The 24714-nt window shown below is 63.8% G+C and carries 26 protein-coding genes; 16 read left to right on the top strand and 10 right to left on the bottom strand.

The features are described from left to right. Positions 1–77 precede the first annotated feature (77 nt). The 5 genes from fis to AACG97_RS25000 all read right to left on the bottom strand — a co-directional run bounded on the left by fis (position 78) and on the right by AACG97_RS25000 (position 4895). Positions 78–398 (bottom strand): DNA-binding transcriptional regulator Fis, encoded by a 321-nt coding sequence (gene fis / locus AACG97_RS25020; protein ID WP_003249693.1) that lies wholly within the window; start codon positions 396–398, stop codon positions 78–80. Next, on the bottom strand, positions 395–1408 hold the full coding sequence (gene dusB / locus AACG97_RS25015; RefSeq protein ID WP_009683257.1) for a tRNA dihydrouridine synthase DusB: 1014 nt from the start codon (positions 1406–1408) through the stop codon (positions 395–397). Before dusB ends, fis begins: the two co-directional genes overlap by 4 nt. 230 nt (positions 1409–1638) lie before the next feature. Then, positions 1639–3009: a DUF3426 domain-containing protein gene (locus AACG97_RS25010; RefSeq protein WP_047150018.1), complete on the bottom strand. Its 1371-nt coding sequence runs from the start codon at positions 3007–3009 to the stop codon at positions 1639–1641. A 42-nt stretch (positions 3010–3051) separates the two neighbouring features. Further along, on the bottom strand, positions 3052–3930 hold the full coding sequence (gene prmA, locus AACG97_RS25005) for a 50S ribosomal protein L11 methyltransferase (RefSeq protein ID WP_197886630.1): 879 nt from the start codon (positions 3928–3930) through the stop codon (positions 3052–3054). Between the two features lie 509 nt (positions 3931–4439). Next, the gene (locus AACG97_RS25000; RefSeq protein ID WP_009685814.1) at positions 4440–4895 is read right to left on the bottom strand and encodes a MaoC family dehydratase; all 456 of its coding nucleotides are present in this window, start codon (positions 4893–4895) and stop codon (positions 4440–4442) included. A 142-nt stretch (positions 4896–5037) separates the two neighbouring features. Between AACG97_RS25000 and AACG97_RS24995 the strand changes: the two genes are divergently transcribed. From AACG97_RS24995 to AACG97_RS24985, 3 genes are read left to right on the top strand one after another with little or no spacing between them, the layout of a single operon-like run. Beyond that, on the top strand, positions 5038–5400 hold the full coding sequence (locus tag AACG97_RS24995) for a CidA/LrgA family protein (protein ID WP_029885805.1): 363 nt from the start codon (positions 5038–5040) through the stop codon (positions 5398–5400). Beyond that, positions 5397–6113 carry an LrgB family protein gene (locus tag AACG97_RS24990; RefSeq protein ID WP_009685817.1) on the top strand — a complete coding sequence of 239 codons (717 nt, stop codon included), beginning with the start codon at positions 5397–5399 and terminating at the stop codon, positions 6111–6113. The genes AACG97_RS24995 and AACG97_RS24990 overlap by 4 nt, the downstream gene beginning before the upstream one ends. Before the next feature lie 9 nt (positions 6114–6122). Further along, positions 6123–6713 carry an LON peptidase substrate-binding domain-containing protein gene (locus AACG97_RS24985; RefSeq protein WP_009685818.1) on the top strand — a complete coding sequence of 197 codons (591 nt, stop codon included), beginning with the start codon at positions 6123–6125 and terminating at the stop codon, positions 6711–6713. Positions 6714–6791: 78 nt separating this feature from the next. Here AACG97_RS24985 and AACG97_RS24980 read toward each other — a convergent pair whose 3' ends face one another. Beyond that, on the bottom strand, positions 6792–8108 hold the full coding sequence (locus AACG97_RS24980; protein WP_047149541.1) for a bifunctional DedA family/phosphatase PAP2 family protein: 1317 nt from the start codon (positions 8106–8108) through the stop codon (positions 6792–6794). Positions 8109–8110: 2 nt separating this feature from the next. Continuing rightward, complete coding sequence (locus AACG97_RS24975; RefSeq protein ID WP_047149542.1) at positions 8111–8779, bottom strand: DNA-3-methyladenine glycosylase; 669 nt, start codon at positions 8777–8779, stop codon at positions 8111–8113. Positions 8780–9105: 326 nt separating this feature from the next. Here AACG97_RS24975 and AACG97_RS24970 point away from each other — a divergent pair, with 326 nt between their 5' ends. The 13 genes from AACG97_RS24970 (at position 9106) to AACG97_RS24910 (ending at position 21547) form a co-directional block, all read left to right on the top strand. Beyond that, positions 9106–10377 carry a glutamate-5-semialdehyde dehydrogenase gene (locus AACG97_RS24970; RefSeq protein WP_009685823.1) on the top strand — a complete coding sequence of 424 codons (1272 nt, stop codon included), beginning with the start codon at positions 9106–9108 and terminating at the stop codon, positions 10375–10377. Further along, positions 10346–11038, top strand: coding sequence for a nicotinate-nucleotide adenylyltransferase (gene nadD / locus AACG97_RS24965; protein WP_047149543.1), 693 nt, complete (start codon positions 10346–10348; stop codon positions 11036–11038). Before AACG97_RS24970 ends, nadD begins: the two co-directional genes overlap by 32 nt. A 43-nt stretch (positions 11039–11081) precedes the next feature. Beyond that, positions 11082–11501: a ribosome silencing factor gene (gene rsfS, locus AACG97_RS24960; protein ID WP_009685825.1), complete on the top strand. Its 420-nt coding sequence runs from the start codon at positions 11082–11084 to the stop codon at positions 11499–11501. A gap of 10 nt (positions 11502–11511) precedes the next feature. Then, positions 11512–11979, top strand: coding sequence for a 23S rRNA (pseudouridine(1915)-N(3))-methyltransferase RlmH (rlmH, locus tag AACG97_RS24955; RefSeq protein ID WP_054906038.1), 468 nt, complete (start codon positions 11512–11514; stop codon positions 11977–11979). Between the two features lie 16 nt (positions 11980–11995). Then, entirely contained in the window at positions 11996–13885 is a 1890-nt protein-coding gene (gene mrdA, locus AACG97_RS24950; RefSeq protein WP_125855440.1) for a penicillin-binding protein 2, read from the top strand. 38 nt (positions 13886–13923) lie between these two features. After that, on the top strand, positions 13924–15027 hold the full coding sequence (gene rodA / locus AACG97_RS24945) for a rod shape-determining protein RodA (RefSeq protein WP_009685828.1): 1104 nt from the start codon (positions 13924–13926) through the stop codon (positions 15025–15027). Positions 15028–15044: 17 nt separating this feature from the next. Next, positions 15045–16055 (top strand): lytic murein transglycosylase B, encoded by a 1011-nt coding sequence (gene mltB, locus AACG97_RS24940; protein ID WP_125855441.1) that lies wholly within the window; start codon positions 15045–15047, stop codon positions 16053–16055. Beyond that, on the top strand, positions 16055–17056 hold the full coding sequence (locus AACG97_RS24935; protein WP_125855442.1) for a septal ring lytic transglycosylase RlpA family protein: 1002 nt from the start codon (positions 16055–16057) through the stop codon (positions 17054–17056). The genes mltB and AACG97_RS24935 overlap by 1 nt, the downstream gene beginning before the upstream one ends. 271 nt (positions 17057–17327) lie before the next feature. Continuing rightward, positions 17328–18488, top strand: coding sequence for a D-alanyl-D-alanine carboxypeptidase family protein (locus AACG97_RS24930; protein WP_009685831.1), 1161 nt, complete (start codon positions 17328–17330; stop codon positions 18486–18488). A 70-nt stretch (positions 18489–18558) separates the two neighbouring features. Further along, complete coding sequence (locus tag AACG97_RS24925; RefSeq protein ID WP_009685832.1) at positions 18559–18834, top strand: DUF493 domain-containing protein; 276 nt, start codon at positions 18559–18561, stop codon at positions 18832–18834. After that, entirely contained in the window at positions 18834–19481 is a 648-nt protein-coding gene (lipB, locus tag AACG97_RS24920) for a lipoyl(octanoyl) transferase LipB (RefSeq protein ID WP_009685833.1), read from the top strand. The genes AACG97_RS24925 and lipB overlap by 1 nt, the downstream gene beginning before the upstream one ends. A gap of 2 nt (positions 19482–19483) precedes the next feature. Beyond that, positions 19484–20500, top strand: coding sequence for a lipoyl synthase (gene lipA / locus AACG97_RS24915; protein ID WP_009685834.1), 1017 nt, complete (start codon positions 19484–19486; stop codon positions 20498–20500). Between the two features lie 108 nt (positions 20501–20608). Then, entirely contained in the window at positions 20609–21547 is a 939-nt protein-coding gene (locus AACG97_RS24910; RefSeq protein ID WP_047149544.1) for a S66 peptidase family protein, read from the top strand. A gap of 94 nt (positions 21548–21641) precedes the next feature. On the opposite strand, the gene AACG97_RS24905 is transcribed toward AACG97_RS24910, so the two are convergent. The 3 genes from AACG97_RS24905 to holA form a co-directional block, all read right to left on the bottom strand. Next, on the bottom strand, positions 21642–22958 hold the full coding sequence (locus AACG97_RS24905; RefSeq protein ID WP_009685837.1) for a lytic murein transglycosylase: 1317 nt from the start codon (positions 22956–22958) through the stop codon (positions 21642–21644). Positions 22959–23018: 60 nt separating this feature from the next. Beyond that, positions 23019–23183 (bottom strand): alternative ribosome rescue factor ArfA, encoded by a 165-nt coding sequence (gene arfA / locus AACG97_RS24900; RefSeq protein ID WP_125855443.1) that lies wholly within the window; start codon positions 23181–23183, stop codon positions 23019–23021. A gap of 478 nt (positions 23184–23661) precedes the next feature. Then, positions 23662–24699 (bottom strand): DNA polymerase III subunit delta, encoded by a 1038-nt coding sequence (gene holA / locus AACG97_RS24895; protein ID WP_125855113.1) that lies wholly within the window; start codon positions 24697–24699, stop codon positions 23662–23664. Between the last annotated feature and the right edge of the window lie 15 nt (positions 24700–24714).

The raw sequence follows: 24714 nt of genomic DNA, 5'->3' as shown, positions 1-24714 counted from the left end.
GGTTCCAATAACGCGGTGGAGTCAGCAAAAAAGGCGCCTCTGTTCAGGGAGCCGCCTTTTCTGGTTGGGATTCTGTGTTACAGCAAGTCGTACTGCTTGAGCTTCTTGCGCAGCGTGCCTCGGTTCAGCCCGAGCATCTCGCTGGCCTTGGTCTGGTTGCCCTTCACGTAGTTCATGACGCTTTCGAGCAGGGGGGCCTCCACTTCGGAGAGCACCAGGTTGTAGACGTCCGTGACGGTCGCGCCTTCCAGATGGGCGAAGTAATTGTGCAGCGCCTTCTCGACGCTGTCGCGAAGGGTCTGGCCCTCTTCGCTCGGCGTGTTCAGGTGCTGTTTCAGGTTGGCGTTGTCGCTCACGGGCGTTGTTCCACTCACAAAATTCTCGGTCATCATCGTCATGCGGCCACCCCTTGTCCGTCCTCTGTCTCAAGGCTCTGTCGACGCTCGCTGAAAAACGCGCGAACGTTGGCGCACTGCGCTTGTGTGTCTTCCAAAGCGTTGAACCGGGAGCGAAACTCCTTGCCGCCGGGTCGTGTTGCCAGGTACCAGCCAACGTGCTTGCGGGCGATACGTACGCCCATCACATCGCCATAGAAGGCATGCAGCGCGGCCAGGTGTTGCAGCAGAATGTGTTCCACTTCGTCCAGCTGCGGCGCCGGCAGGTGTTCGCCGGTGCGCAGGTAATGCTCGATCTCGCGAAAGATCCATGGCCGCCCCTGGGCAGCCCGGCCAATCAACAGGCCATCGACCCCGGTGGCATCCAGCACCGCCCGGGCCTTTTCGGGCGACGTGATGTCGCCGTTGGCAAAAACCGGGATCGACACCGCCTGCTTGATGGCAGCGATGGTGTCGTATTCGGCTTCGCCGGTGTACAGGTCGGCGCGTGTGCGGCCATGTACCGCCAGCGCCTGGATGCCGGCCTGCTCGGCGATTTTCGCCACGTTCAGGCCGTTTTTGTTCGCCCGGTCCCAACCGGTGCGGATCTTCAGGGTCACCGGAACGTCCACGGCGCCGACCACGGCGTGGAGAATTTCGTGGACCAAGGCTTCATCCTTCAATAAAGCAGAGCCTGCAGCTTTGTTGCAGACTTTTTTTGCCGGGCAGCCCATGTTGATATCGATGATCTGGGCGCCTGCCTCGACATTGGCCCGTGCTGCCGCTGCCATCATCTGCGCATCACCGCCGGCGATCTGCACCGAGCGCGGCTCGGGATCACCCTCATGGATGCGGCGCAGGCTCGACTTGCGGCTGTTCCACAGGTTCATGTCGCTGCTGACCATTTCCGACACGACCATGCCTGCGCCCAAGCGCTGGCAAAGTGTACGGAAAGGCTGGTCCGTGACCCCGGCCATGGGCGCGAGGATCAGGTTGTTGCGTAGCGTGTATTGGCCGATGCGTACCGCCGACATAGGTGATCCCTGTTGTGGGGCCGAATCTTGGAGTTCGAAAAAGGGTTGGCATGATACCCGCTCTCGGTGACCGGATAAAGATGGAACTGGATAAAATCTGAACAACCGGGGCTGGCGACAAGCGGCAAGTTGCAAGCCACAAGACAAGCAAGCCGACAGCCGGCCTGCTTCGTCTTGAAGCTTGAAGCTTGAAGCTTGAAGCTTGAAGCTTGAGGCTTGTCGCTTGTCGCTTATTCCGGTGAGCGGAAGCTCAGGCTGTAATTGACCGCCTTCGGGCCGGGGTCGAGGATGTCCAGGGCTATGTGGATCGGCGTCTGGCTGGGCATCTCGCCACGCCCCGCCAGCTCACCCGACAGGTATTCGCTGGGCTTGAAGCGGCGGCTGGCGATCAACTGGCCATTGAGGTCGGCGAAGCGCAGTTCGAGCAACGGGAATGGCTGGGCAAATGGCGCACGGTTGTAGATGATCGCATCAACGATGAGCGCGCCTTTGAAATCCGGGTGGCTGCGTACCACCAGGTTGCTGCTCTTGATCCGGCCAATGTCGACACGGGTGGGCACCTGGCAGCCGACCAGCGGGCACAGCTGCAGGAACATGGGCCGGTACTGGTCCTGGCGGGCCATTTCGTCGAAGTGGAACCACACGTACTGGAAGGCCAGCAGGCCGGCGGCCAGCAAAGACAGCACGCCCCACAGGATCCGCTTGCCCCAGTTGGGCGCAGGCTTTTCCCAGCCCAGTTGCAGGGGGTCGTCGACCACGTCGACCAGCGGCTCCTTGCGCGGTGTGCGCTCGGGCTTGCCGGCAAGGCCGGGTTCCAGGCGTTCACCGGGCAGCGGTTCGCCAAGCTCGTCGTCACGCGCCGACAGCTGCAGTGGCAGCGGTTCATCGTCGCGCGCGCTCAGGCCTTTTTCCGGGATGTCGTCATCGTCAGTGTGCAGCGGTTCGCCGAGTGTTTCAGGCTCATCGATTTCGCCAGTGCGCTGCACGGGCGGCTGGTCGTCGAAGTCCAGGTCGAAATTGCTGCCCAGTACCGGTTCGGTGCGCTCGCCAGGGGCAGGCTGCAGGTCTGGCACCTGTGGCTCCGGCGTCAGCAGCACTGGCGCAGGCTGTGCCTGCAGTGGCGGCTCGAGGGGGTCATCGGTTGCCGTGCCGAACAGGTCGTCCACAGACTCGTCGGCATGCCCCTCATCGCGCCGCGCTTGCAACCCGTCATCCTGCCGGGCGGCGCGTGCCTGCGCCGGCCCCCCACGCCGCTCAAGGCGCTCCAGCTCTTTGTCGAGGTCAAGGGCATCGAGCGCCTCGGCGGTGACGGCCCAGTCCTCCCCCGGCGCAGGGCTGGGCGCACTGCTGGCCGCCTCGGGCGGAGCAGGCGTTGCCGCCTCGGCGTCGGGCAGCGCTGGCGCCGCCGGGGCAGCAGGCGCCACCGCCGGCGCTGGCGCGGCGCTGGCAGCGCGGTTCTGCTCCAGCAACTGCTTGGCGGCGTTGAACACCTGCAGGCAATGGCCGCACCGCACCACGCCGCGCGCTACGCTCAGCTGGTGGTGGGTGACGCGAAAGCTGGTCTGGCAATGCGGGCACTGGGTGACGAAACTGTCGGTCATGCGGCAATCCGGGAGCTGTGCAGAAAAGTATTCTAGGCCCGCTTAGCGGCGCCGACCACTGATGCGCACCCAGCCATCGCGCACGACGATCGGGTCCAGGTCGAAGTCGGCGGCATAGGCTGCGGCCACTTCCTCGCCCTGCTCGGCAAGGATGCCCGACAGTGCCAGCAGGCCACCTGGGCGAACCAGCCCGGAAAGCTGCGGGGCCAGCGACACCAGCGGGCCGGCAAGGATGTTGGCGACCAGCACGTCGGCCTGCATCGCCGGCATGTGCTCTGGCAGGTACAGGGCCAGTTTCTCGTCGGCGATGCCATTGCGCTGGGCGTTGTCGCGGGAAGCCTCGATGGCTTGCACATCGATGTCGGTACCCACCGCCTCACGGGCGCCGAGCAGCAGGGCGGCGATGGCCAGAATGCCCGAGCCGCAACCGAAGTCCAGCACCTGGGTGCCTTCGAGCTGCTGGCCATCGAGCCATTCCAAGCACAGGGCGGTGGTGGGGTGGGTGCCGGTGCCGAAGGCCAGGCCCGGGTCGAGCAGCAGGTTGACCGCGTCTTTCTCGGGGGCGTCATGCCAGCTGGGCACGATCCACAGGCGGCGGCCAAAGCGCATGGGCTGGAAGTTGTCCATCCAGCTGCGTTCCCAGTCCTGGTCCTCGATCACTTCGGCCTGGTGCTCGGGCAGTTCGGCGCCGGTCAGCATGCGCAGGTGGGCGAACACCTGCTCAGCGTCGGTATCGGCTTCGAACAAGGCCAGCAGGTGGGTGTGCGACCACAGTGGGGTGGTATTGAGGTCGGGTTCGAAGATCGGCTGGTCTTCGGCATCCATGAACGTGACAGAAACGGCGCCTACTTCAAGCAGGGCGTCTTCGTAGGTTTCGGCTTGTTCCGGGCTGATGGCCAGGCGTACTTGCAGCCAGGGCATGGCGGGCACCTTTGGTAAATCGACAGGGGCAGCCCTAGGCTGCGCGAAGGCTGGCAGTTTACGCGAGTGCGCAGGGTTTGTAGAGAAGGCCCCGGCCTTGTGGGGGCAACTGTCTTGTATTGCCTGGGCGGGCCTCATCGCCGGCAAGCCAGCTCCTACAGGGATCGCCTTAGGGCTGACAGGAGTTTGCCACAAGGTATGGTAGCGCCTATTAGAGCGAGCGCCGCCCGCGCGGCGCAATCGCGAGCTGCGCTCGCTCCTACGTTTGTTTCGGGCCAATTATTCCTGTGGGATTCGCGCGCGAACGCCTTGGTGCATGCCTCAATATCGCGCCGTACAACCAAGGCGGCCGCGCGCGCCTGTCACAGGCGTTACTGGCCCGAAACAAACGTAGGAGCGAGCGCAGCTCGCGATTGCGCCGCGCGGGCGGCGCTCGATCTCACAGGCGCTGAAGATGCTCCGGCTACCCTTGCCAGGAACCATAGAATCTCCCACAGGGGCGTGGTGCATCAGACAAAGCAGAGCGAAAGCGACTCAGCAATATAAGCAGGCTTCTCTTCACCCTCGATTTCCAGCGTGGCAATCGCCTTGAGCAGCCACTGCCCCGGTCTTTTTTCGGTCACCTCGGCCAGGTCCACCTTCAGCCGCACCTGGCTGTTAACCTTGACCGGCTGGATGAAACGCACGCTGTCCAGCCCGTAGTTCACCACCATCTTCATGCCTTGCGGCAGCACCAGGATGTCTTCGATCAGCTTGGGGATCAGTGAAAGGGTCAGAAAGCCATGGGCAATTGTGCTGCCAAACGGGGTTTGCGCGGCCTTTTCCGGGTCGACGTGGATGAACTGGAAATCGCCGGTGGCTTCGGCGAACAGGTTGATGCGCTGCTGGTCGATCTTCAGCCAGGCCGAGCGGCCCAGTTCCTTACCAACGTATTGCGAAAGCTCTGTAACCGGTACATAGGGCATCGCGGACTCTCCAGGTTGTCAGTTGGTACGAAAGTGCAAGATCAGCACGCTCGGCCATTGCAGTCAAGTTGTCCGCTTTTCGGCGAATATCGATCTATAGCACGGCGTGCTTATAATGGTGCCATGCCCAAGGGAGATGCTTATGCTGTTGCGTGGTCTGACCTGGCTGGTGCTGTTCCAGCTGTTGGGAACGGCGATCAACCATCTGTTGCTGCCGGTTTTGCCGGGCCCGATCATTGGCCTGTTGCTGCTGTTGGGCTTCCTCATGGCCCGCGGCGAGGTTGGCAAGCCACTGAATGAAGCGGCCAGCAGCCTGCTGCGCTACCTGCCGCTGTTGCTAGTGCCGCCGGCGGTGGGGGTGATGGTCTATGCCCGGGATATCGCTGCCGACTTCTGGGCGATTGTCGGCGCCCTGCTGATTTCCTGCCTGCTGACCTTGGTTTTCGTCGGGGTGCTGATGCAGAAACTGATCCAGCGCCAGAGCAAGCGCGAGGAGCAGCCATGATGCTTGACTGGCAAGGCGCCCTGGATGCGGTCGTGCACCACCCTTTGTTTGGCATCGGTCTCACCCTGGCGGCCTACCAACTGGTGCTCGCCGCCTACGACAAGACGCGCTGGATCTTCCTGCAGCCGGTGTTGGTGTCGATGCTGCTGGTGATCGGCGTGCTGCTGGCGTGCGGCATCGACTACAGCGAATACCGCAACAGCACGCAAATCATGAATACCCTGCTGGGCCCGGCCACCGTGGCCCTGGCGGTGCCTTTGTACCTCAACCTGCGGCGCATCCGGCAGTTGTTCTGGCCCATCTTTACTACGCTGGTAGTCGGGGGGCTGTTTGCCACCCTGTGTTGCCTGCTGTTGGGCTGGTGGTTCGGTGCCGAGCACATGATCCTGATGACCATGGCGCCGAAGTCGGTCACCTCGCCGATTGCCATGCTGGTGGCCGAACAGATTGGCGGGGTCGCTGCCCTGGCAGCGGTGTTCGTGCTGATTACCGGGGTAATCGGCGCCATCTTCGGCCCGGCGCTGCTCAGCCGTGTTGGCGTGCACAGCCCGGAAGCCCGCGGCATGTCGCTGGGGGTGACTGCGCACGCGGTGGGCACTTCGGTGGCCCTGCAGGAAAGTGACGAATGCGGCGCCTTTGCCGCGCTTGCAATGAGCCTGATGGGCGTAGCCACGGCGGTGTTCCTGCCGTTGGCGGTAAGCCTGGTGGCCTGAGGACTGGTGATGACGCTACCGCTGTTTCCGCTCAATACCGTGCTGTTTCCTGGCTGCTTTCTCGACTTGCAGATTTTTGAGGCGCGCTACCTCGACATGATCGGGCGCTGCATGAAGCAGGGCGAAGGGTTTGGCGTGGTGTGCATCCTGGAGGGCGAGCAGGTGGGCAAGGCGCCGCCGACGGTCGCCTCAATCGGCTGCGAGGCGCTGATCCGCGATTTCGTACAGCAGGACAACGGCTTGCTGGGCATTCGCGTCGAAGGCGTGCGGCGCTTCAACCTGGACAGCACCGAGGTGCAAAAGGACCAGTTGCTGGTAGGGCAGGTGCAGTGGCTGGCCGAGCAGGCCGACAGCCCGTTGCTGGAAGCGGACGATGACCTGGTGGCGCTGCTGGTGGCCTTGGGTGAGCACCCGATGGTCGAGGCGCTGGACATGCCGCGCCCGCTGGACGGGCGCCAGGCGCTGGCCAACCAGCTGGCTTACCTGCTGCCGTTCATGGAAGAAGACAAGCTGGACCTGCTGAGCCTCGACTCGCCGCAGCAGCGGCTGGGCGAGATCCAGAAATTGCTGGAGCGGATTCAGGGCGAGCTGTTTGCCTGAGGTGAGAGTTGCCTGCGCCGGCCTGTTGGTAGCGGAGCCTGTGTAGTAGCGGCTTGCCCCATCAACAGGCCGGCAACATCAATAGTGATACCTGGCCAACGCCTGCGGCAGTGCGTGCATGGCAAAAAAGGCCAGCAGCGCCACGCAAGCCGGCAACACCAGCCACCATACCCGCTGCGGCAGGGCCGGCAGCGGCTGGCGGTACTGCACCAGGGTCAGGCTAAAGGCGCACACGCAGCAGGCCAGCAGGGCCCCGGCGAGGATATCGGTGGGCCAGTGAGCACCCAGGTAGACCCGCGACAGGGCAATCGCCAGCGCCGGAATGCAGCCCAGCAACACCCAGGTCAGGCGCATCCGCGGCGGCTGACCGCGCCCGGCCAGCACCGCCATCACCAGGAAGAAGGCAAACGATGCCGAGCTGTGCCCGCTGGGCATGCTGTAGCTGGTCAGCGGGTCGCTCAGCACCTCGGGCCGGGCACGGGCAAACAGCCATTTGAGGGTGCCATTGGCGATTGCCGTGCCCATCAGCGCGCCGCCGGCGAACACGGCGTGGCGCCATTGCCGGGCCAGCAGCAACAGGCCGGTCAGCAAGCCGCCCAGGAACAGCTGGGTTCTGAAGTCGCCCAGGCGGGTGACCAGGACCACGGTGCCATCGATGGCCTGGCTGCGGTGCTCCTGCACCAGGGTCATCACGCCTTGGTCGAATTCATGCAGGTACGGCCAGCCCAGAAAAATGCCGGCCAGGGCGATCAGGCTCAAGCCGGCAACCAGCCGGGTGCCGTGGCGTTGATCGCGAATGCTGCTGTTCAGGCTCAGGCCGATCAGCACGGCCAAGCCGCCGGCGAGGATGCCGGCGTCCAGCCAGAAGCCCTCTGGCAAGGGCAGGCGCATGGCAGCCCCCGTGGCCCAGCCAGGCAACAGGTAGGCCACTGACCAACCCGCGCCGGCCACCAGGCTGACGGCGATGAAGCGTGGCAGCGGCATGTCGAACATGCCGGCGACCATCGGCAGCATGGGGCGCAGCGGGCCGATGAAGCGGCCGACCAGCAGGCTGGCGATGCCGTAGCGCTGGAAGTAGGTTTCGGCACTGCCGATCCACTCCGGGTGATGGCGCAGCAATGGCAGCCGGCGGATGTTCTGGTGGAAGTACTTGCCCACCGTGTACGACAGGGCGTCGCCCAGCAGCCCGCCGAGAAAACCCAGCAGCAAGGTCTCGCCCAGGCTGAAGGTGCCGCTACCGGCCAGTACCGCCACGGCGAACAGCAGCACCGTACCCGGCACGATGATGCCGGCGATGGCCAGGCATTCGACGCAGGCCACCAGGAAAATCGCCACGCCAAGCCACTGGGGGTTGGCGCTGAGCCAGCCGGTCAGGCTGTCGAGCCATTGGCCCATGGTCAGCTTCCTTGTTCGAGAATGAAGAAATCGCGACCTTCGACTTGGCCGCGGCGCAAGGGGTTCCGCGTGCAGAAACGCGCGTACTCGGCATCGACGAAGCGGTATGGCAGGTGCTCGTCGCGCCCGTGCGGGATACCCAGGCGGGTGGCCTGGATCACCTTCGGCACGGGGCTGCCACAATCCTCCACATACAGGCGCTCGGCGTCGAAGCGCTGGGCATCCCACTGTGGCACTTTCAAGCCCAGGGCGCGGCACAGCAGCGTTTGCCCGGCGCACAGGCGTTCCGGCGGGCGCAGCTTGCCACTGGCGTCGGGGTTGTTCAGTTGCATCTGGGCCAGGCTGTTGGGGCCCGAGCGGGCGTCCTGCCAAGGATAGGCGGACTTGATGAGCACTGCGTTGCCAGGGCCGTGGGCGCTGAAGTTCAGCGAGTCGCCGCCGCGCGCGTAGTACATGTAGATATGCCCGCCATCGAGGAACAGCGCCTTGCGCTTCTCGGTGTAGCCGAGTGAGGCATGGCTGCCTTTGTCGGTGAGGTAGTAGGCCTCGGTTTCGATGATGCGCGCCGCCAGCCACAGGTCGCCCTGGCGATGGCGGATGACCTTGCCCAGCAGGGCTTTGGCCAGGGTTTGGGCGTCGCGGTCGAAAAAGCTGTCGGGCAGGGCTGGCATGCGGGCTGTTCGCTATCTGGGGACGCCGGATAATAGCAATGAATGGCTTAATCGAGGCTGAATCGAGTGTGGTGTTGGCGGGGCCGGCCCTTTCGCGGGCATGCCCGCTCCCACAGGTACTGCATGGCCCAAGGCCTTGTGAAATCCCTGTGGGAGCGGGCGCGCCCGCGAAAGGGCCACAGCAGGAGAGTGATTTCGATAAGAGCGGTTACATCTTTCCTGCATATTGCCCAGGCCATTTTCGACCATCCGCCACCCACCGCTGGGCGTATACCTGCGCGGCAGTTATAATCAGCCGATTTCCCCTTCGCCAAGACACCGAACCCATGACTGAGTCCGTTCTTGACTATATGACCCGCCTGGGTCGCGCTGCCCGCGAGGCGTCCCGGGTCATCGGCCGTGCCAGCACTGCGCAGAAGAACCGCGCCCTGTTGGCCGCCGCCGATGCGCTGGATGCTGCCCGCGCCGAGCTCACCGCTGCCAACGAACTGGACCTGGCCGCCGGCCGTGCCAATGGCCTGGAGCCTGCGCTGCTGGACCGCCTGGCGCTGACCCCGGCCCGCATCGACGGCATGATCACCGGCCTGCGCCAGGTGGCCAGCTTGCCGGACCCGGTGGGCGCCATCCGGGACATGAGCTACCGCCCATCGGGCATCCAGGTCGGCAAGATGCGTACGCCACTGGGGGTGATCGGGATCATCTACGAGTCGCGCCCCAACGTGACCATCGATGCCGCCAGCCTGTGCCTGAAGTCGGGTAACGCCACCATCCTGCGTGGCGGCTCCGAAGCCATTCATTCCAACCGCGCCATCGCCACCTGCATCCAGCGTGGCCTGGCCGCTGCCGACCTGCCGGCCGCGGTGGTCCAGGTGGTCGAAACCACCGACCGCGAGGCCGTGGGCGCGCTGATCAGCATGCCTGCGTTCGTCGATGTCATCGTCCCCCGTGGTGGCCGTGGCCTCATCGAGCGCATCAGCCGCGATGCCCGCGTGCCGGTGATCAAGCACCTGGACGGTATCTGCCACATCTATGTCAGCCAGCATGCCGACCTGGACAAGGCCTGGAATGTGGCATTCAACGCCAAGACATACCGCTACGGCATTTGCGGGGCCATGGAAACGCTGCTGGTCGACCAGCAGGTGGCCGAGCGCTTCCTGCCGGAAATGGCCCGCCGCTTCCAGGACAAAGGCGTGGAACTGCGGGGTTGCGAGCGCACCCAGGCACTCATCGACGCCAAACCGGCTACCGAAGACGACTGGCACACCGAGTACCTGGACGCGATCCTGGCAATTCGCGTGGTCGACGGCCTGGATCAGGCTATCGAACACATCAATCACTATGGCTCGCACCACACCGACTCGATCATCAGCGAACACCAGGGCGAAGCCCGCCAGTTCATGGCTGAGGTCGATTCGGCATCGGTCATGCTCAACACCCCAACCTGTTTCGCCGATGGCTTCGAGTACGGGCTGGGCGCGGAAATCGGCATTTCCACCGACAAGCTGCATGCCCGCGGCCCCGTCGGCCTGGAGGGGCTGACCTGCGAAAAATACGTCGTCATCGGTGATGGCCAGTTGCGCGGTCAGGGGTCCTGCTGAGTTGAGCAAAGCCCAGGCAGTCCGGCGCATCGGCATTCTCGGCGGAACGTTCGATCCGGTGCACATCGGCCACCTGCGCAGCGCGCTGGAAGTGGCCGAGTTCATGGGGCTGGACGAACTGCGCCTGCTGCCCAATGCCCGGCCGCCGCACCGCGATACCCCGCAGGTGGCCGCGCAAGACCGCCTGGCCATGGTGCGCGAAGCAGTACAAGGGGTGGCCTGCCTGAGCGTCGACGCCCGCGAGCTCGAGCGTGACAAGCCGTCGTACACCATCGACACACTGGAGTCGGTCCGTGCCGAACTGGCCGGTAACGACCAGTTGTTCCTGGTGCTGGGCTGGGATGCCTTCTGTGGCTTGCCCAACTGGCACCGCTGGGAAGAATTGCTGCAACACTGTCACATCCTGGTGCTGCAACGCCCGGATGCCGACGTAGAACCCCCTGACGAGCTGCGCAACCTGCTGGCTGCGCGCTCGGAGAGCGATCCCACCGCCATGTCCGGCCCGGCGGGAAATATTTCGTTCGTCTGGCAGACACCGCTTGCGGTGTCGGCTACACAGATCCGACAGCTGCTGGCCAGCGGCAAATCGGTGAGGTTCCTGGTGCCGGACGCCGTACTGGCCTATATCGAGGCGCACGAACTGTATCGTGCGCCCAACTGACGGCGCCCCTGGCGCCTCATCCAACGAGTTGAACGAGTTTTATATGACCAAGCAGAAAATTTACGGCGAAGAACTGGTCGCAGTGACCAAGGCCGCGCTGGAAGACGTGAAGGCCCAGGACATCCAGGTCATCGACGTGCGCGAGAAGCACAGCCTGACCGATTACATGATCATTGCCACCGGTACCTCCAACCGCCAGATCAACGCCATGGCCGAAAAGGTCCGTGAAGCCGTCAAGGCCAAGGGCGCACAGCCTCTGGGCGAAGAAGGCAAGGGCGACAGCGATTGGGTGCTGCTGGACCTGAACGACGTCATCGTGCACATGATGACCGCCGCTGCGCGCCAGTTCTACGACCTGGAGCGCCTGTGGCAAGGCGCCGAGCAAAGCCGTGCTGCCGATGGCAAGCACCACAGCCCGGACCATGCCCACGAGTACTCCGACAAGCTCAAAGACCGCGAATAAGGGCAGCGCCGTGCGTTTGCGCCTGATTGCGGTCGGCTCGCGCATGCCGAAGTGGGTCGAGGAAGGCTGGCATGAATATGCCAAGCGCCTGCCCACCGAGCTGTCGCTGGAGCTGGTGGAAATTCCGCTGAACACCCGTGGCAAGAATGCCGACGTCGCCCGCCTGATCCGTCAGGAGGGCGAGGCCATGCTGAGCAAGGTGCAGCCCGGGGAACGCATCGTTACCCTGGAGGTCCATGGCAAGCCCTGGAGTACCGAGCAACTGGCGGGCGAGCTGGATCGCTGGCGGCTGGACGCGCGCACGGTCAATTTGATGGTGGGAGGCCCGGAGGGCCTGGCGCCTGAGGTTTGCGCGCGCGCCGAGCAACGCTGGTCGCTGTCGCCGCTGACCCTGCCACACCCGTTGGTAAGGATACTCATCGGCGAGCAGATCTACCGCGCCTGGACCGTGTTGTCCGGGCACCCTTACCACAAATGAGCCTGTAAGCCGTCCGATGTCGCAGCCGATCCGTCTCAAGGACCACGAGAAAGACGCCCGCCTGGTGCGTAACCGCGTCGTGGTCGGCGCAATCGCGGTGGTGTTGCTGGTGTGCGTGCTGATCGCGCGGCTGTACTACCTGCAGATCATCCAGTACGACTACCACTCCACGCTGTCGGAGAACAACCGGGTGCATGTGCAGCCGATCCCGCCGACCCGCGGGTTGATCTTCGACCGTAACGGCGTGATCGTGGCCGACAACCGGCCCAGTTTCAGCCTGTCGATGACCCGCGAACGCGCGGGGAACTGGCAGGAAGTACTGGACACCATCGTCGAAGTGCTGGAATTGACCGAAGACGACCGCGCCCTGTTCGAGAGGCGCATGCGCCAGGGCCGCCGGCCGTTCGAGCCGGTGCCGATCCTGTTCGAGCTCAACGAAGAACAGATTGCCCGGGTGGCGGTCAACCAGTTCCGCCTGCCGGGTGTCGAGGTGGTCGCGCAGCTGGTGCGGCATTACCCACAGGGGGCGCACTTCGCCCATTCGGTGGGTTACGTGGGGCGGATCAACGAGAAAGAGCTGAAAACCCTCGACCCGGTGAACTACAGCGGTACCCACCATATCGGCAAGACCGGCATCGAGCGCTTCTACGAGGATGCGCTGCACGGCCAGGTCGGTTACGAGGAAGTCGAGACCAACGCCCGCGGCCGCGTGCTGCGGGTGCTCAAGCGCACCGACCCCAAGCCGGGCAAGGACATCGTGCTGAGCCTGGACATCAAGCTGCAGGAAGCCGCCGAGGCCGCCCTGGGTGGCCGCCGGGGCGCCGTGGTGGCGCTGGACCCGCGCACTGGCGAGGTTCTGGCCATGGTCAGCCAGCCAAGCTTCGATCCCAACCTGTTCGTCACCGGCATCAGCTTCAAGGCGTATGCCGAGTTGCGTGATTCGATCGACCGGCCGCTGTTCAACCGCGTGTTGCGCGGCCTGTACCCGCCGGGCTCCACCATCAAGCCGGCGGTGGCGATTGCCGGCCTGGACAGCGGTGTGGTCAACGCCAGTAGCCGGGTATTCGACCCTGGCTACTACCAACTGCCCAACTACGACCACAAATACCGTAACTGGAACCGCTCGGGTGATGGCTGGGTCGACCTGGACACCGCGATCATGCGCTCCAACGACACCTACTTCTACGACCTTGCCCACAAGATGGGCATCGACCGGCTGTCCAGTTACATGAACAAGTTCGGCATCGGCCAGCGGGTATCCCTGGACATGTTCGAGGAATCTGCCGGGCTGATGCCATCGCGGGAATGGAAGCGCGCCACCCGCCGCCAGGCCTGGTTCCCGGGTGAAACCCTGATTCTTGGCATTGGCCAGGGCTACATGCAGGCGACGCCGTTGCAACTGGCCCAGGCCACTGCGCTGATCGCCAACAAAGGCGTATGGAACCGCCCGCACCTGGCCAAGACCATCGAAGGCCAGCCGCCGGTAGACGAAAACCCCATGGCGAACATCGTGCTGCGGGACAAGTCGGACTGGGCCAAGGTCACCCATGGCATGGAGCAGGTGATGCACAACGCCCGCGGTACCGCACGCAAGGCCGCCCTCGGTGCCCAATACCGCATCGCCGGCAAGAGCGGTACCGCCCAGGTGGTGGCGATCAAGCAGGGTGAAAAGTACGACCGTAACAAACTTCAGGAGCGCCACCGTGACCACGCCCTGTTCGTTGCCTTCGCTCCGGCCGAAGCCCCGCAGATCGTGGTGTCGGTGATGGTCGAGAACGGCGAGTCCGGTTCGGGTGTTGCGGCACCGGTGGTCCGCCAGATCATGGACGCCTGGCTGCTCGACGAAAATGGCCGTCTCAAGCCCGAGTTCGCGCCTGCTACCGCTACCCAGGAATCAGCCCTGTGATGAACAATTTCGATCGCATGCTCTCCAGTGAGGATGTGATGCGTCGGCGCGCCAGCTTCCTGCAGCGCATTCATGTCGACGGCCCTTTGCTGATCATTCTACTGACCCTCGCCGCCGGCAGCCTGTTCGTGCTGTATTCGGCCAGCGGCAAGAACTGGGACCTGCTGCTCAAGCAGGCGACCTCGTTCGGCATCGGTCTGGTGTCGATGTTCGTCATCGCCCAGCTGGAGCCGCGCTTCATGGCCCGCTGGGTGCCGCTGGCCTACCTCACGGGGGTGCTGCTGCTGGTGGTGGTGGACGTGATGGGCCATAACGCCATGGGCGCCACGCGCTGGATCAACATCCCGGGGGTGATCCGCTTCCAGCCCTCGGAATTCATGAAGATCATCATGCCGGCGACCATTGCCTGGTACCTGTCCAAGCGCACCTTGCCGCCGCACCTGAAGCACGTGGCCATCAGCCTGGTGCTGATCGGCGTGCCATTCATTCTGATCGTGCGCCAGCCCGACCTGGGCACCGCACTGCTGATCCTGGCATCGGGCGCCTTCGTGCTGTTCATGGGTGGCCTGCGCTGGCGCTGGATCCTCAGCGTACTGGCAGCGGCGGTGCCGGTGGCGGTGGCGATGTGGTTCTTTGTCATGCACGACTACCAGAAGCAGCGGGTACTGACCTTCCTCGACCCGGAAAGCGACCCGCTGGGCACCGGCTGGAACATCATCCAGTCCAAGGCGGCAATCGGTTCGGGCGGGGTGTTCGGCAAAGGCTGGCTGCTCGGCACCCAGTCGCACCTGGACTTCCTTCCGGAAAGCCATACCGACTTCATCATCGCCGTGCTCGGCGAGGAGTTCGGCCTGGTCGGTATCTGCCTGCTGCTGATCGTCTACCTGCTGCTGATCGGCCGTGGCCTGATGATTACCGCCCAGGCCCAGACCCTGTTCGGCAAGCTGCTGGCGGGTAGCCTGACCATGACCTTCTTTGTCTACGTATTCGTCAATATCGGCATGGTCAGCGGCCTGCTGCCCGTAGTGGGCGTGCCGCTGCCCTTTATCAGCTATGGCGGAACATCCTTGGTAACGCTGCTGTCAGCGTTTGGCGTTCTCATGTCGATCCATACGCACCGAAAATGGATCGCACAGGTTTGAAAAAGGTGAACAATTTGATGCAAGCAGTGCGTAACTGGGCTGCCCGTTGTGCGCCGTGGGTCGGCGCGGTGGGCCTGTTCGGCGCTGTCCAGCTGGCCCATGCCGGCGACTATGAGGGTTCACCACAGGTGGCCGAGCTGGTGGACGAAATGAGCCGTGACTACGGTTTTGCCCCGGAGCAGCTGATGGGGGTGTTCCGTGAGGTGCAGCGCAAGCAGTCGATTCTGGATGCCATCTCGCGCCCTGCCGAGCGGGTGAAACCGTGGAAGGACTACCGGCCGATGTTCATCACCGATGCGCGCATTGCCCGTGGGGTGGACTTCTGGCGCCAGCACGAGGCGGTGCTGGCGCGCGCCGAGCAGGAATACGGGGTACCCGCGCAATACATCGTCGCGATCATTGGGGTCGAAACCTTCTTCGGCCGCAACACCGGCAACTACCGTGTGATCGATGCCCTGTCGACGCTGGGCTTCGACTACCCGCCGCGCGCCGAGTTCTTCCGCAAGGAGCTGCGCGAGTTCCTGCTGCTGGCGCGCGACGAGCAGCTGGACCCATTGACCCTCAAAGGCTCCTACGCCGGTGCCATGGGCCTTCCACAGTTCATGCCGAGCAGTTTTCGCAACTACGCGGTGGACTTCGACGGTGACGGCCACATCAACATCTGGAACAACCCGGACGATGCCATTGGCAGCGTGGCCAACTACTTCAAGCGCCACGGCTGGGTAGCCGGCGAAGGCGTGGTCAGCCGCGCCTGGGTAGAAGGTGCGCGCGCCGACGAAGGCCTGACCACCGGTATCGAGCCGGTCAAGACCGCGGGGGAGTTGCGCGCGCTTGGCTGGTCGGTTCATGATTCGCTGCGCGATGATCTGCCGGTTACGGCCTTCCGGCTCGAAGGCGACAATGGCCCCGAGTACTGGATGGGGCTGAAGAACTTCTACGCGATCACTCGCTACAACCGCAGCGTGATGTATGCCATGGCGGTGCATCAGCTCGCGGAACAGCTGGTACAAGTACGGGGCGTCAAGTAATGCGCGCAATCATCTCTGCACACTCTTTCAAGCTGCTCACCTGCCTCGCCGTTGGCCTGGTGCTGGCCAGTTGCTCTTCCAACCGCCCGGCCCCGCAAAAAAGCAGCGGTAACGTGGTACGCAGCCAGCCGGGCCTGGATATCAACCGGGCACACAAGGATGGCGCGCCGTGGTGGGACGTGGATGTGAACAAGATCCCCGACGCCACGCCGACCGTGCACACCGGTAACTACAAGGCCAACCCCTACACGGTGCTGGGCAAGACCTACTACCCCATGCAGGACTCGCGCAACTACCGCGCCGAGGGTACCGCGTCCTGGTACGGCACCAAGTTTCACGGGCAGAACACCGCCAATGGTGAGCTGTACGACCTGTACGGCATGAGTGCCGCGCACAAGACCTTGCCGCTGCCGGCCTATGTGCGCGTGACCAACCTGGCCAACGGCCGTAGCGTGATTCTGCGGGTCAATGACCGTGGCCCGTTCTATTCCGACCGCATCATCGACCTGTCCTATGCCGCAGCGAAGAAGCTCGGTTATGCCGAAATCGGCACCGCACACGTGCGCGTCGAGGGCATCGACCCGCAGCAATGGTGGGCCCAGCGTGGCCAGACGCCACCGATGGTGCTGAAGGAGCCCCAGGTGGCCCAGACCCAGGCGGTGCCGGCCACGACCGGGCGGGTCGAGCAATGGACGCCGCCGCCGCAGCAGCACGCGGCGCCGGTGGTGCCGGTACAGGTAGGGGGCAACAACGTCCCGGGTGGCAATGGCGGCAGCTTCCTGCAGGTGGGTGCCTTCGCCAACCCGGATGCCGCCGAATTGCTGCGCTCCAAGCTCAGCACCATGGTCAGCGCGCCGGTGTTCATCAGCTCGATCGTGCGTAACCAGCAGACCCTGCACCGCGTGCGGCTGGGGCCGATCGGCAGCCAGGGCGAGATCCAGCAAGCCCAGGAGAGCATCCGCCTGGCGAACTTGGGGCAGGCCAAGCTGGTCACAGACTGAGCTCAGCTACAAGCAACCGGCTGCAAGCTGCAAGCTGCAAGAAGACCCTGCGCCCACCCGCTTTGTCTTTCGGCTTGCCGCTTGAAACTCTTGCTGTCGGTTTTGTCATGAACTGCCGGGCTCGGCCATGTACAATGTCGGCTTTTGCCCGCAGCGGCATAAAGCCGCACTGTAGCGGGCCAGGCCTCTGGCCATAAAACTAGACTGACTGGCGCTGGGCGCATGATGTTGCCCAGGGAACATCAGACCATTAGCGATTTTCGAGAGACGGATGAACATCACCAACCTTGCCAAACGACTTTGCCTGCCTGTACTGCTGCTGATCACGCCTGCTGCCTTCGCGGCCGAGCAGATGACACCGGCACCACCACAACTGGCAGCCAAGTCCTACGTACTCATGGACGCGTCCAGCGGCAACGTGCTGGTCGAAAACAACGGTGACGAGCGCCTGCCGCCAGCCAGCCTGACCAAGCTGATGACCGCCTACATCGCCACCCTGGACATCCGCCGTGGCCAGATCGGCGAGAACGACCCGGTTACCGTCAGTGAAAACGCCTGGCGTACCGGCGGTTCGCGCATGTTCATCAAGGTTGGCAGCCAGGTCACCGTCAGCGACCTGCTGCACGGCATCATCATCCAGTCCGGCAACGATGCCTCGGTCGCCCTGTCCGAGCACATCGCCGGCAGCGAAGATGCCTTCGCCGACATGATGAACAAGACCGCGGCCGACCTGGGCATGACCAACAGCCACTTCATGAACCCGACTGGCCTGCCGAACCCGGACCACTACTCATCGGCCCATGACATGGCGGTACTGGCCCGGGCGATCATCAACGTCGACCCGGCGCACTACGCCATCTATTCGCAGAAAGAGTTCTTCTGGAACAACATCAAGCAGCCTAACCGCAACCTGCTGCTGTGGCGTGACAAGACCGTCGACGGCCTGAAAACCGGCCACACCGAAGAAGCAGGCTACTGCATGGTGGCTTCGGCGGTACGCGATGGCCAGCGCCTGATCGCGGTGGTGTTCGGCACCAACAGCGAACAAGCGCGTGCTGCCGAAACCCAGAAGCTGCTGACCTACGGCTTCCGCTTCTTCGAAACCCAGACCTTCTACCAGAAGGGCACCGAGCTGACCCAGGCGCCGGTGTGGAAGGGCGCCACTGGCCAAGTCAAGGCCGGCCTGGCCGACGACCTGACCATGACCATGCCTAAAGGCCAGCTCAAGCGCCTGGTCGCCACGATGACCATGAACCCGCAGCTCACCGCGCCAATCGCCAAAGGTGACGTGATCGGCAAAGTGGAAGTCAAACTGGACGAGAAAGTGGTTCACAGCGCCGACCTGATCGCCCTCGATGGCGTCGAGGAAGGTGGTTTCTTCCGCCGTATGTGGGATAGCATCCGTCTATTCTTCTACGGGTTGTTCAACTGATACGTGACCTGCACACCCCCGCGCATCACGCGGGGGTGTTGTTGCCACGGCTTACGAGGCCGTTTCCGCCATGAGCGAACCAGACGTCAAGTCGCACAAGATCGAATTCCCTTGCGCCGATTACCCGATCAAAGTCATCGGTGACACCGTTGTCGGCTTCAAGGACACGGTTATCGAGATTCTCAGCAAGCACGCCAAAGTCGACCTTTCCACCCTGGCCGAACGCCAGAGCAAGGAAGGCAAGTACACCACCGTGCAACTGCACATCGTTGCCGAAAGCGAGAACCAGCTGCACGATATCAACAGCGCCCTGCGCGCTACCGGTATCGTGAAAATGGTGCTCTGATGCCCGCCTGCCTCGGTTTTCGCGAGCTTGGCCTGCAGCCCTACCAACCGGTGCTGGAGGCCATGCGGCGCTTCACCGAGCAGCGCAGCCCGGCCAGCCAGGATGAAATCTGGCTGGTCGAGCACCCTGCGGTCTTTACCCAGGGCCAGGCCGGCAAGGCCGAGCACCTGCTGGTGCCGGGTGACATCCCGGTGGTGCAGACCGACCGCGGCGGCCAGGTGACCTACCATGGCCCCGGGCAGTTGGTGGCCTACCTGCTGCTGGATGTACGCCGGCTGGGTTTTGGTGTACGTGAGCTGGTCAGCCGTATCGAGCAGACCCTCATCGACCTGCTGGCCAGCTATGGCGTGCAGGCTTCAGCCAAGCCCGATGCGCCGGGCGTCTATGTCGATGGAGCGAAAATCGCCTCCCTCGGCCTGCGAATTCGCAACGGCCGTTCGTTTCACGGCCTTGCCCTGAACGTGGACATGGACCTTGCGCCATTCCGCCGAATCAACCCCTGCGGTTATGCGGGGCTGGCGATGACCCAGCTACGTGACCTGGCAGGCCCGATCGAACTCGACGAGGTCAGGACAAGGCTGCGCGGACAGCTGGTCAAGCACCTCGACTACGCTGAGCAGACGACCCTCACGGGCGGAATCGACTGAATATGACAACTGTGCAAGAAGCCGTGCCCAACCTGATACCTACCCAGGATGCCACCCCGCGCCCAGCGCCGAAGAAGGTGGAAGCCGGGGTCAAGCTGCGTGGCGCCGAGAAGGTGGCGCGCATCCCGGTGAAAATCATCCCGACCGACGAGTTGCCGAAAAAGCCCGACTGGATTCGCGTGCGTATCCCAGTCTCGCCGGAGGTCGACCGCATCAAGCAACTGCTGCGCAAGCACAAGCTGCACAGCGTGTGCGAGGAAGCTTCCTGCCCGAACCTGGGTGAGTGCTTCTCTGGCGGCACCGCCACCTTCATGATCATGGGTGACATCTGCACCCGTCGTTGCCCGTTCTGCGACGTAGGCCACGGCCGGCCGAAGCCGCTGGACCTGGACGAGCCGAAAAACCTGGCGGTCGCCATCGCTGACCTGCGCCTGAAGTACGTGGTGATCACTTCGGTAGACCGCGACGACCTGCGTGACGGTGGTGCCCAGCACTTTGCCGACTGCATCCGCGAAATCCGCGCGCTGTCGCCAGGCGTGCAACTGGAAACCCTGGTGCCGGACTACCGCGGGCGTATGGACGTGGCACTGGAAATCACTGCGCAAGAGCCGCCGGATGTGTTCAACCACAACCTCGAAACCGTGCCGCGCCTGTACAAGGCCGCGCGCCCGGGCTCTGACTACGACTGGTCGCTGGACCTGTTGCAGAAGTTCAAGCAGTTGGTGCCGCATGTACCCACCAAGTCGGGCCTGATGCTGGGCCTGGGTGAAACCGACGAAGAAGTGATCGAAGTGATGCACCGCATGCGTGAGCATGACATCGACATGCTTACCCTCGGTCAGTACCTGCAACCGTCGCGCAGCCACCTGCCGGTGCAGCGTTTCGTGCACCCCGACACCTTTGCCTGGTTCGCCGAGGAAGGCTACAAGATGGGCTTCAAGAACGTGGCTTCCGGCCCGCTGGTGCGCTCTTCGTACCATGCCGACCAGCAGGCCCACGAAGCCAAGATCAAGCTCTGAGCCTGGCTGAAACTCAAATGCCGATGCTTGCCGAAAGGGCAGCATCGGCATTTTTTTTGCCGGCGACAAGCCATAAGCTACAAGCGACAAGATGCCTGGAGCTGCATGATGAATTGTGTCGATACCCTTCCCGTACATTTGCCCAAGGCGATCTTGCAGGACACCTGCTTCGCTATCATCGCGCCGGCGGGCTCGGCGCGGCTGGATACGCACAAGGTCAACCAGTGGTTCGCTGATCGTGGCTACCGTTGCCGCATTTACCCAGGTGCCCTGCAGGCTCAGGGTTACCTGGCAGGCCCGGACCAGCAGCGGCTGCAGGACCTGCACGATGCCTTTGCCGACCCGGGCATCGACGCCATCCTGTGCATGCGCGGCGGTTACGGCAGCATGCGCCTGCTCGACCAGCTGGATTTCCAGCTGATACGGCGCAACCCCAAGCCGCTGATTGGCTACAGCGATATCACGGCGCTGCATACGGCCCTTTATCGGCATGCCGGGCTGATCACGTTCCATGGGGGGATGCTCAATGCCGACTTGCTCGGCGGCAAGCTGCCGCCGACCGAGTCGTCTTTGCTGGCCCAGCTGGGTGGGCATGTGCGCGCAGGGGAGCAGATTGCCCACCCAGCGGGCTATGCCATGAGCACGGTGATGCCGGGGGTTGCCAGCGGGCGTTTGCTGGGTGGCAACCTGTCGATGCTGGGCGCGACGCTTGGCACCGTGGCCGAGCTGGATACCGAGGGCTGCATCCTGTTTATCGAAGACGTCAACGAGCCGCTGTACCGGGTAGACCGGCTACTGACGCAGTTGCGCCTGGCGGGCAAGCTGGCGGGCGTGAAAGGCGTGCTGGTAGGGGATTTTGCCGGGATTACCACGGCGGCGTTGACGCCATTGCTGGAGGAAACTTTCGGGCCCTTCGGCGTGCCGGTGCTGGCGGGGTGGCGCAGTGGGCATTGCGACCCGAATGTGTGCTTGCCGCTGGGGGCTCGGGTACGGCTGGACAGTGTTCAGCAGAGCTTGGTGTTGGAGCAGGATGTGTTCAAGGCTTGAGATAGGCGGGGCTGCTTTGCAGCAGCCCTTTCGCGACACAAGGCCGCTCCTACAGGGATCGCGTTACACCAACGTACCGCAACCCCCAGCTACCTCACTGGCTACGCAGGCTCTCAAGCAGCTTATGGGTCGGGTAACCATCCGCCGGCCACCCCAGCCCTTGCTGGGCATTGCGTATGGCCTTGCGGGTGTTGGCGCCGATAATGCCATCGGCATTGCCCGCATCATACCCACGGCCATTGAGCAGGTTCTGCAACTCCACGCGTTCGCTGCGGCTCAGCGGCAAGTCTTCCTTCGGCCAGCTGCCGGCAATGAAGCCCCAGCCGCTGAAGCGGTCGGCCAGCAGGCTCACCGCCAGTGCATAGGACGATGAGTTGTTGTACTTGAGGATGGCGCGGAAGTTATCCAGTACCAGGAACGCCGGGCCACGCGCGCCTGCTGGCAACAGCAACGCGGCAGACAGCTGGTTGCTGCCCGCTGGCAATTGGGTACCGGTTGGCAGCTTCACACCCATTGCCAGCCACTCGCTCACCGGCCTGCGCAACGCGCCATCGGCCTGCCAGAAATCGAAACCTGGCGGTACCTGCACCTCGAAGCCCCACGGTTGGCCACGCTTCCAACCCGAGCTTTGCAGGTAGTGCGCGGTCGAGGCCAGGGCGTCGGGGGTGCTGTTCCAGATGTCGCGGCGGCCGTCGCCGTCAAAGTCCACGGCATGGGTGTTGTAGGTGGTCGGGATGAACTGGGTCTGGCCCATGGCGCCAGCCCACGAGCCACGCATGGCCTCAGGCTGGATGTCGCCATGCTGGATGATCTGCAGGGCGGCGATCAGCTGGTCCTGGGCGAACTGCGGGCGACGGCCTTCATAGGCCAGGGTCGCCAGCGAGCGGATTACCGACTTGTTGCCCTGGAACTGGCCGAAATTGCTCTCCATGCCCCACACCGCCACCAGCACCTGGCGGTCAACGCCATAGCGTTGCTCGATGCGGGTCAGCAGTTCGGCGTTCTGATCCAGCAACCGCTTGCCATTGCGCACGCGCAAAGGGGACAGCGCGCCTTCGAGGTATTCCCACACCGGGCGGCTGAACTCAGGCTGGCTGCGGTCGGCCTTGATCACGTCCATGTCGGGGGTAACCCCGAGGAAGGCGCGGTCGAAGATGCTGGGCGAAATACCTGCTTGCAAGGCTTGTTCGCGGAAACCCGCTTGCCACTGGGCGAAGGTTTGCAAAGGCTGGATTTCAGTGCTGGCGTCTGGCGTTGCACCGGGCACGGTTACCACGGGCGCAGGTTGCGCAGGGGCCAGCGGCAGCGCGTCGGCGGCGGTAGGTTTTTCCGCGCAGGCAACCAGCAGGATGAAGCTGGAGGCCGCGATCAGCTGGCGGGTTTCCCAACGGGGAGAAAGACGGAAGAGCATGCACAGATCCAGAATTGCAGGTCAGGTGCTGACCATATCATGCCTGCGCCCGCGATGCTTTCATGCCGCCAAAAAGTAGGAAGCCTCCCAACCTCTCGATTGGAAGGCTTCGCGGCGGTAGCTGCCTTTGCCTTTTTCCGGTTGTTCCTGGCGGCAGCGGAACAGCGGTTGGGCAATGATCGACTTGGCCTTGTTGGGGCCGTGCTTTTTCGGCTTTTTGCTCATGGCGGGGTTCCCGTGGTGGGTGGGTTTCGGGGCGCACTTTAGGGCCCAGGGGCGATGTGGGCCAATTGATTGTGTATATGGTTCACAGGCCCTATCGCTGGCAAGCCACACAGGGATCGCCTTAGGGCTGACAGGTGTTTGCCACAAGGTATGGCAGCGCCTGTTAGAGCGAGCGCCGCCCGCGCGGCGCAATCGCGAGCTGCGCTCGCTCCTACGTTTGTTTCGGGCCAATTATTCCTGTGGGATTCGCGCGCGAACGCCTTGGTGCATGCCTCAATATCGCGCCGTACAAACAAGGCGGCCGCGCGCGCCTGTCACAGGCGTTACTGGCCCGAAACAAACGTAGGAGCGAGCGCAGCTCGCGATTGCGCCGCGCGGGCGGCGCTCGATCTCACAGGCGCTGCATAACTTGTGGCAGACACCGACAGCCCTGACGCGCACCCTGTGGCTGGCTTGCCAGCGATAGGGCCTGTGACCGTTATAGAGGGGGTAGCGCCAGGCGCTGACCCGCCATCAACAATGCCAACCGCGCCAGGCCCGTCCACGGCGAGCCCTCGGCCTGGCCCTTGATTTGCGCATCGATACGCTGGGCATCCTGCAGCAGTTGCGCCCAGCGCTGCGCCGAGAGGCGCTGTAGGGCCTTGCTGACCAACGGCCGGCGCTTATCCCAGACCGGTGGGCGCGCCTGGCTGAACGCCTTGTCCAGCGGCACGCCCTGGCTGAATTGCTGGGCCAGCCCGGCGAGCTGGCGCAGCTCACGCGCCAGCGCCCAGAGAACCACCGGGGGCTCGACCCCCTCACCGCGCAAGCCTTCGAGCATGCGCAGGGCATGTGCAGCTTCACCGTTGAGAATGGCGTCTACCAGCCCGAAAACGTCGAACCGGGCGCTGTCAGCGACAGCCGACTGCACGGTTTCGACGGTGATTTGGTTGCCTTCGGCCAACAGCTTGAGCTTTTCGATTTCCTGCGCGGCAGCCAGCAGGTTGCCTTCTACGCGCGCGGCAATCAGGTCGACAGCGTCACGCTGCGCCGACAGGCCGGCCTGCTGCAGGCGCTGGTTGATCCATTGCGGCAGTTGGTGCGCATCCACCGGCCAGATCTGGATGAACTGGCAGTGGGCACCTTCGATCAAGGCCTTGCCCCACTTGGTCTTCTGCGCGCTGCCGTCGAGCTTGGGCAGGCTGACCAGCAGCAAGGTGTCTTCGGCGGGATTGGCGCAGTATTCCATCAGCGCTGCGGCGCCCTTGTCACCCGGCTTGCCCGAGGGCAGGCGAAGTTCCAGCAAGCGCCGCTGGGCGAACAGGGACAGGCTGGCGCCGGCCTGGAGCAGGGTGCCCCAGTCGAAGTTGGCGTCGGCACTGAAAACCTGGCGCTCGTCGAAACCTTGCTGGCGCGCAGCTTGGCGGATGGCGTCGGCGGCTTCCTGGCACAGCAGCGGGTCGTCACCGCTGACCACGTAGACGGGGGCCAAGGCGCCTTGCAGCTGCTTGTTGAGTTGGGCGGGGGCGAGCTTCATGGGCAGTAGGCGGGG

The organism is Pseudomonas sp. Nvir (assembly GCF_963778085.1).
In the GTDB taxonomy this organism is placed as follows: Bacteria; Pseudomonadota; Gammaproteobacteria; order Pseudomonadales; family Pseudomonadaceae; genus Aquipseudomonas; species Aquipseudomonas juntendi.
The sequence above is the reverse complement of the archived record's forward strand: the minus strand, read 5'-3'. Positions and strand labels throughout refer to the sequence as shown.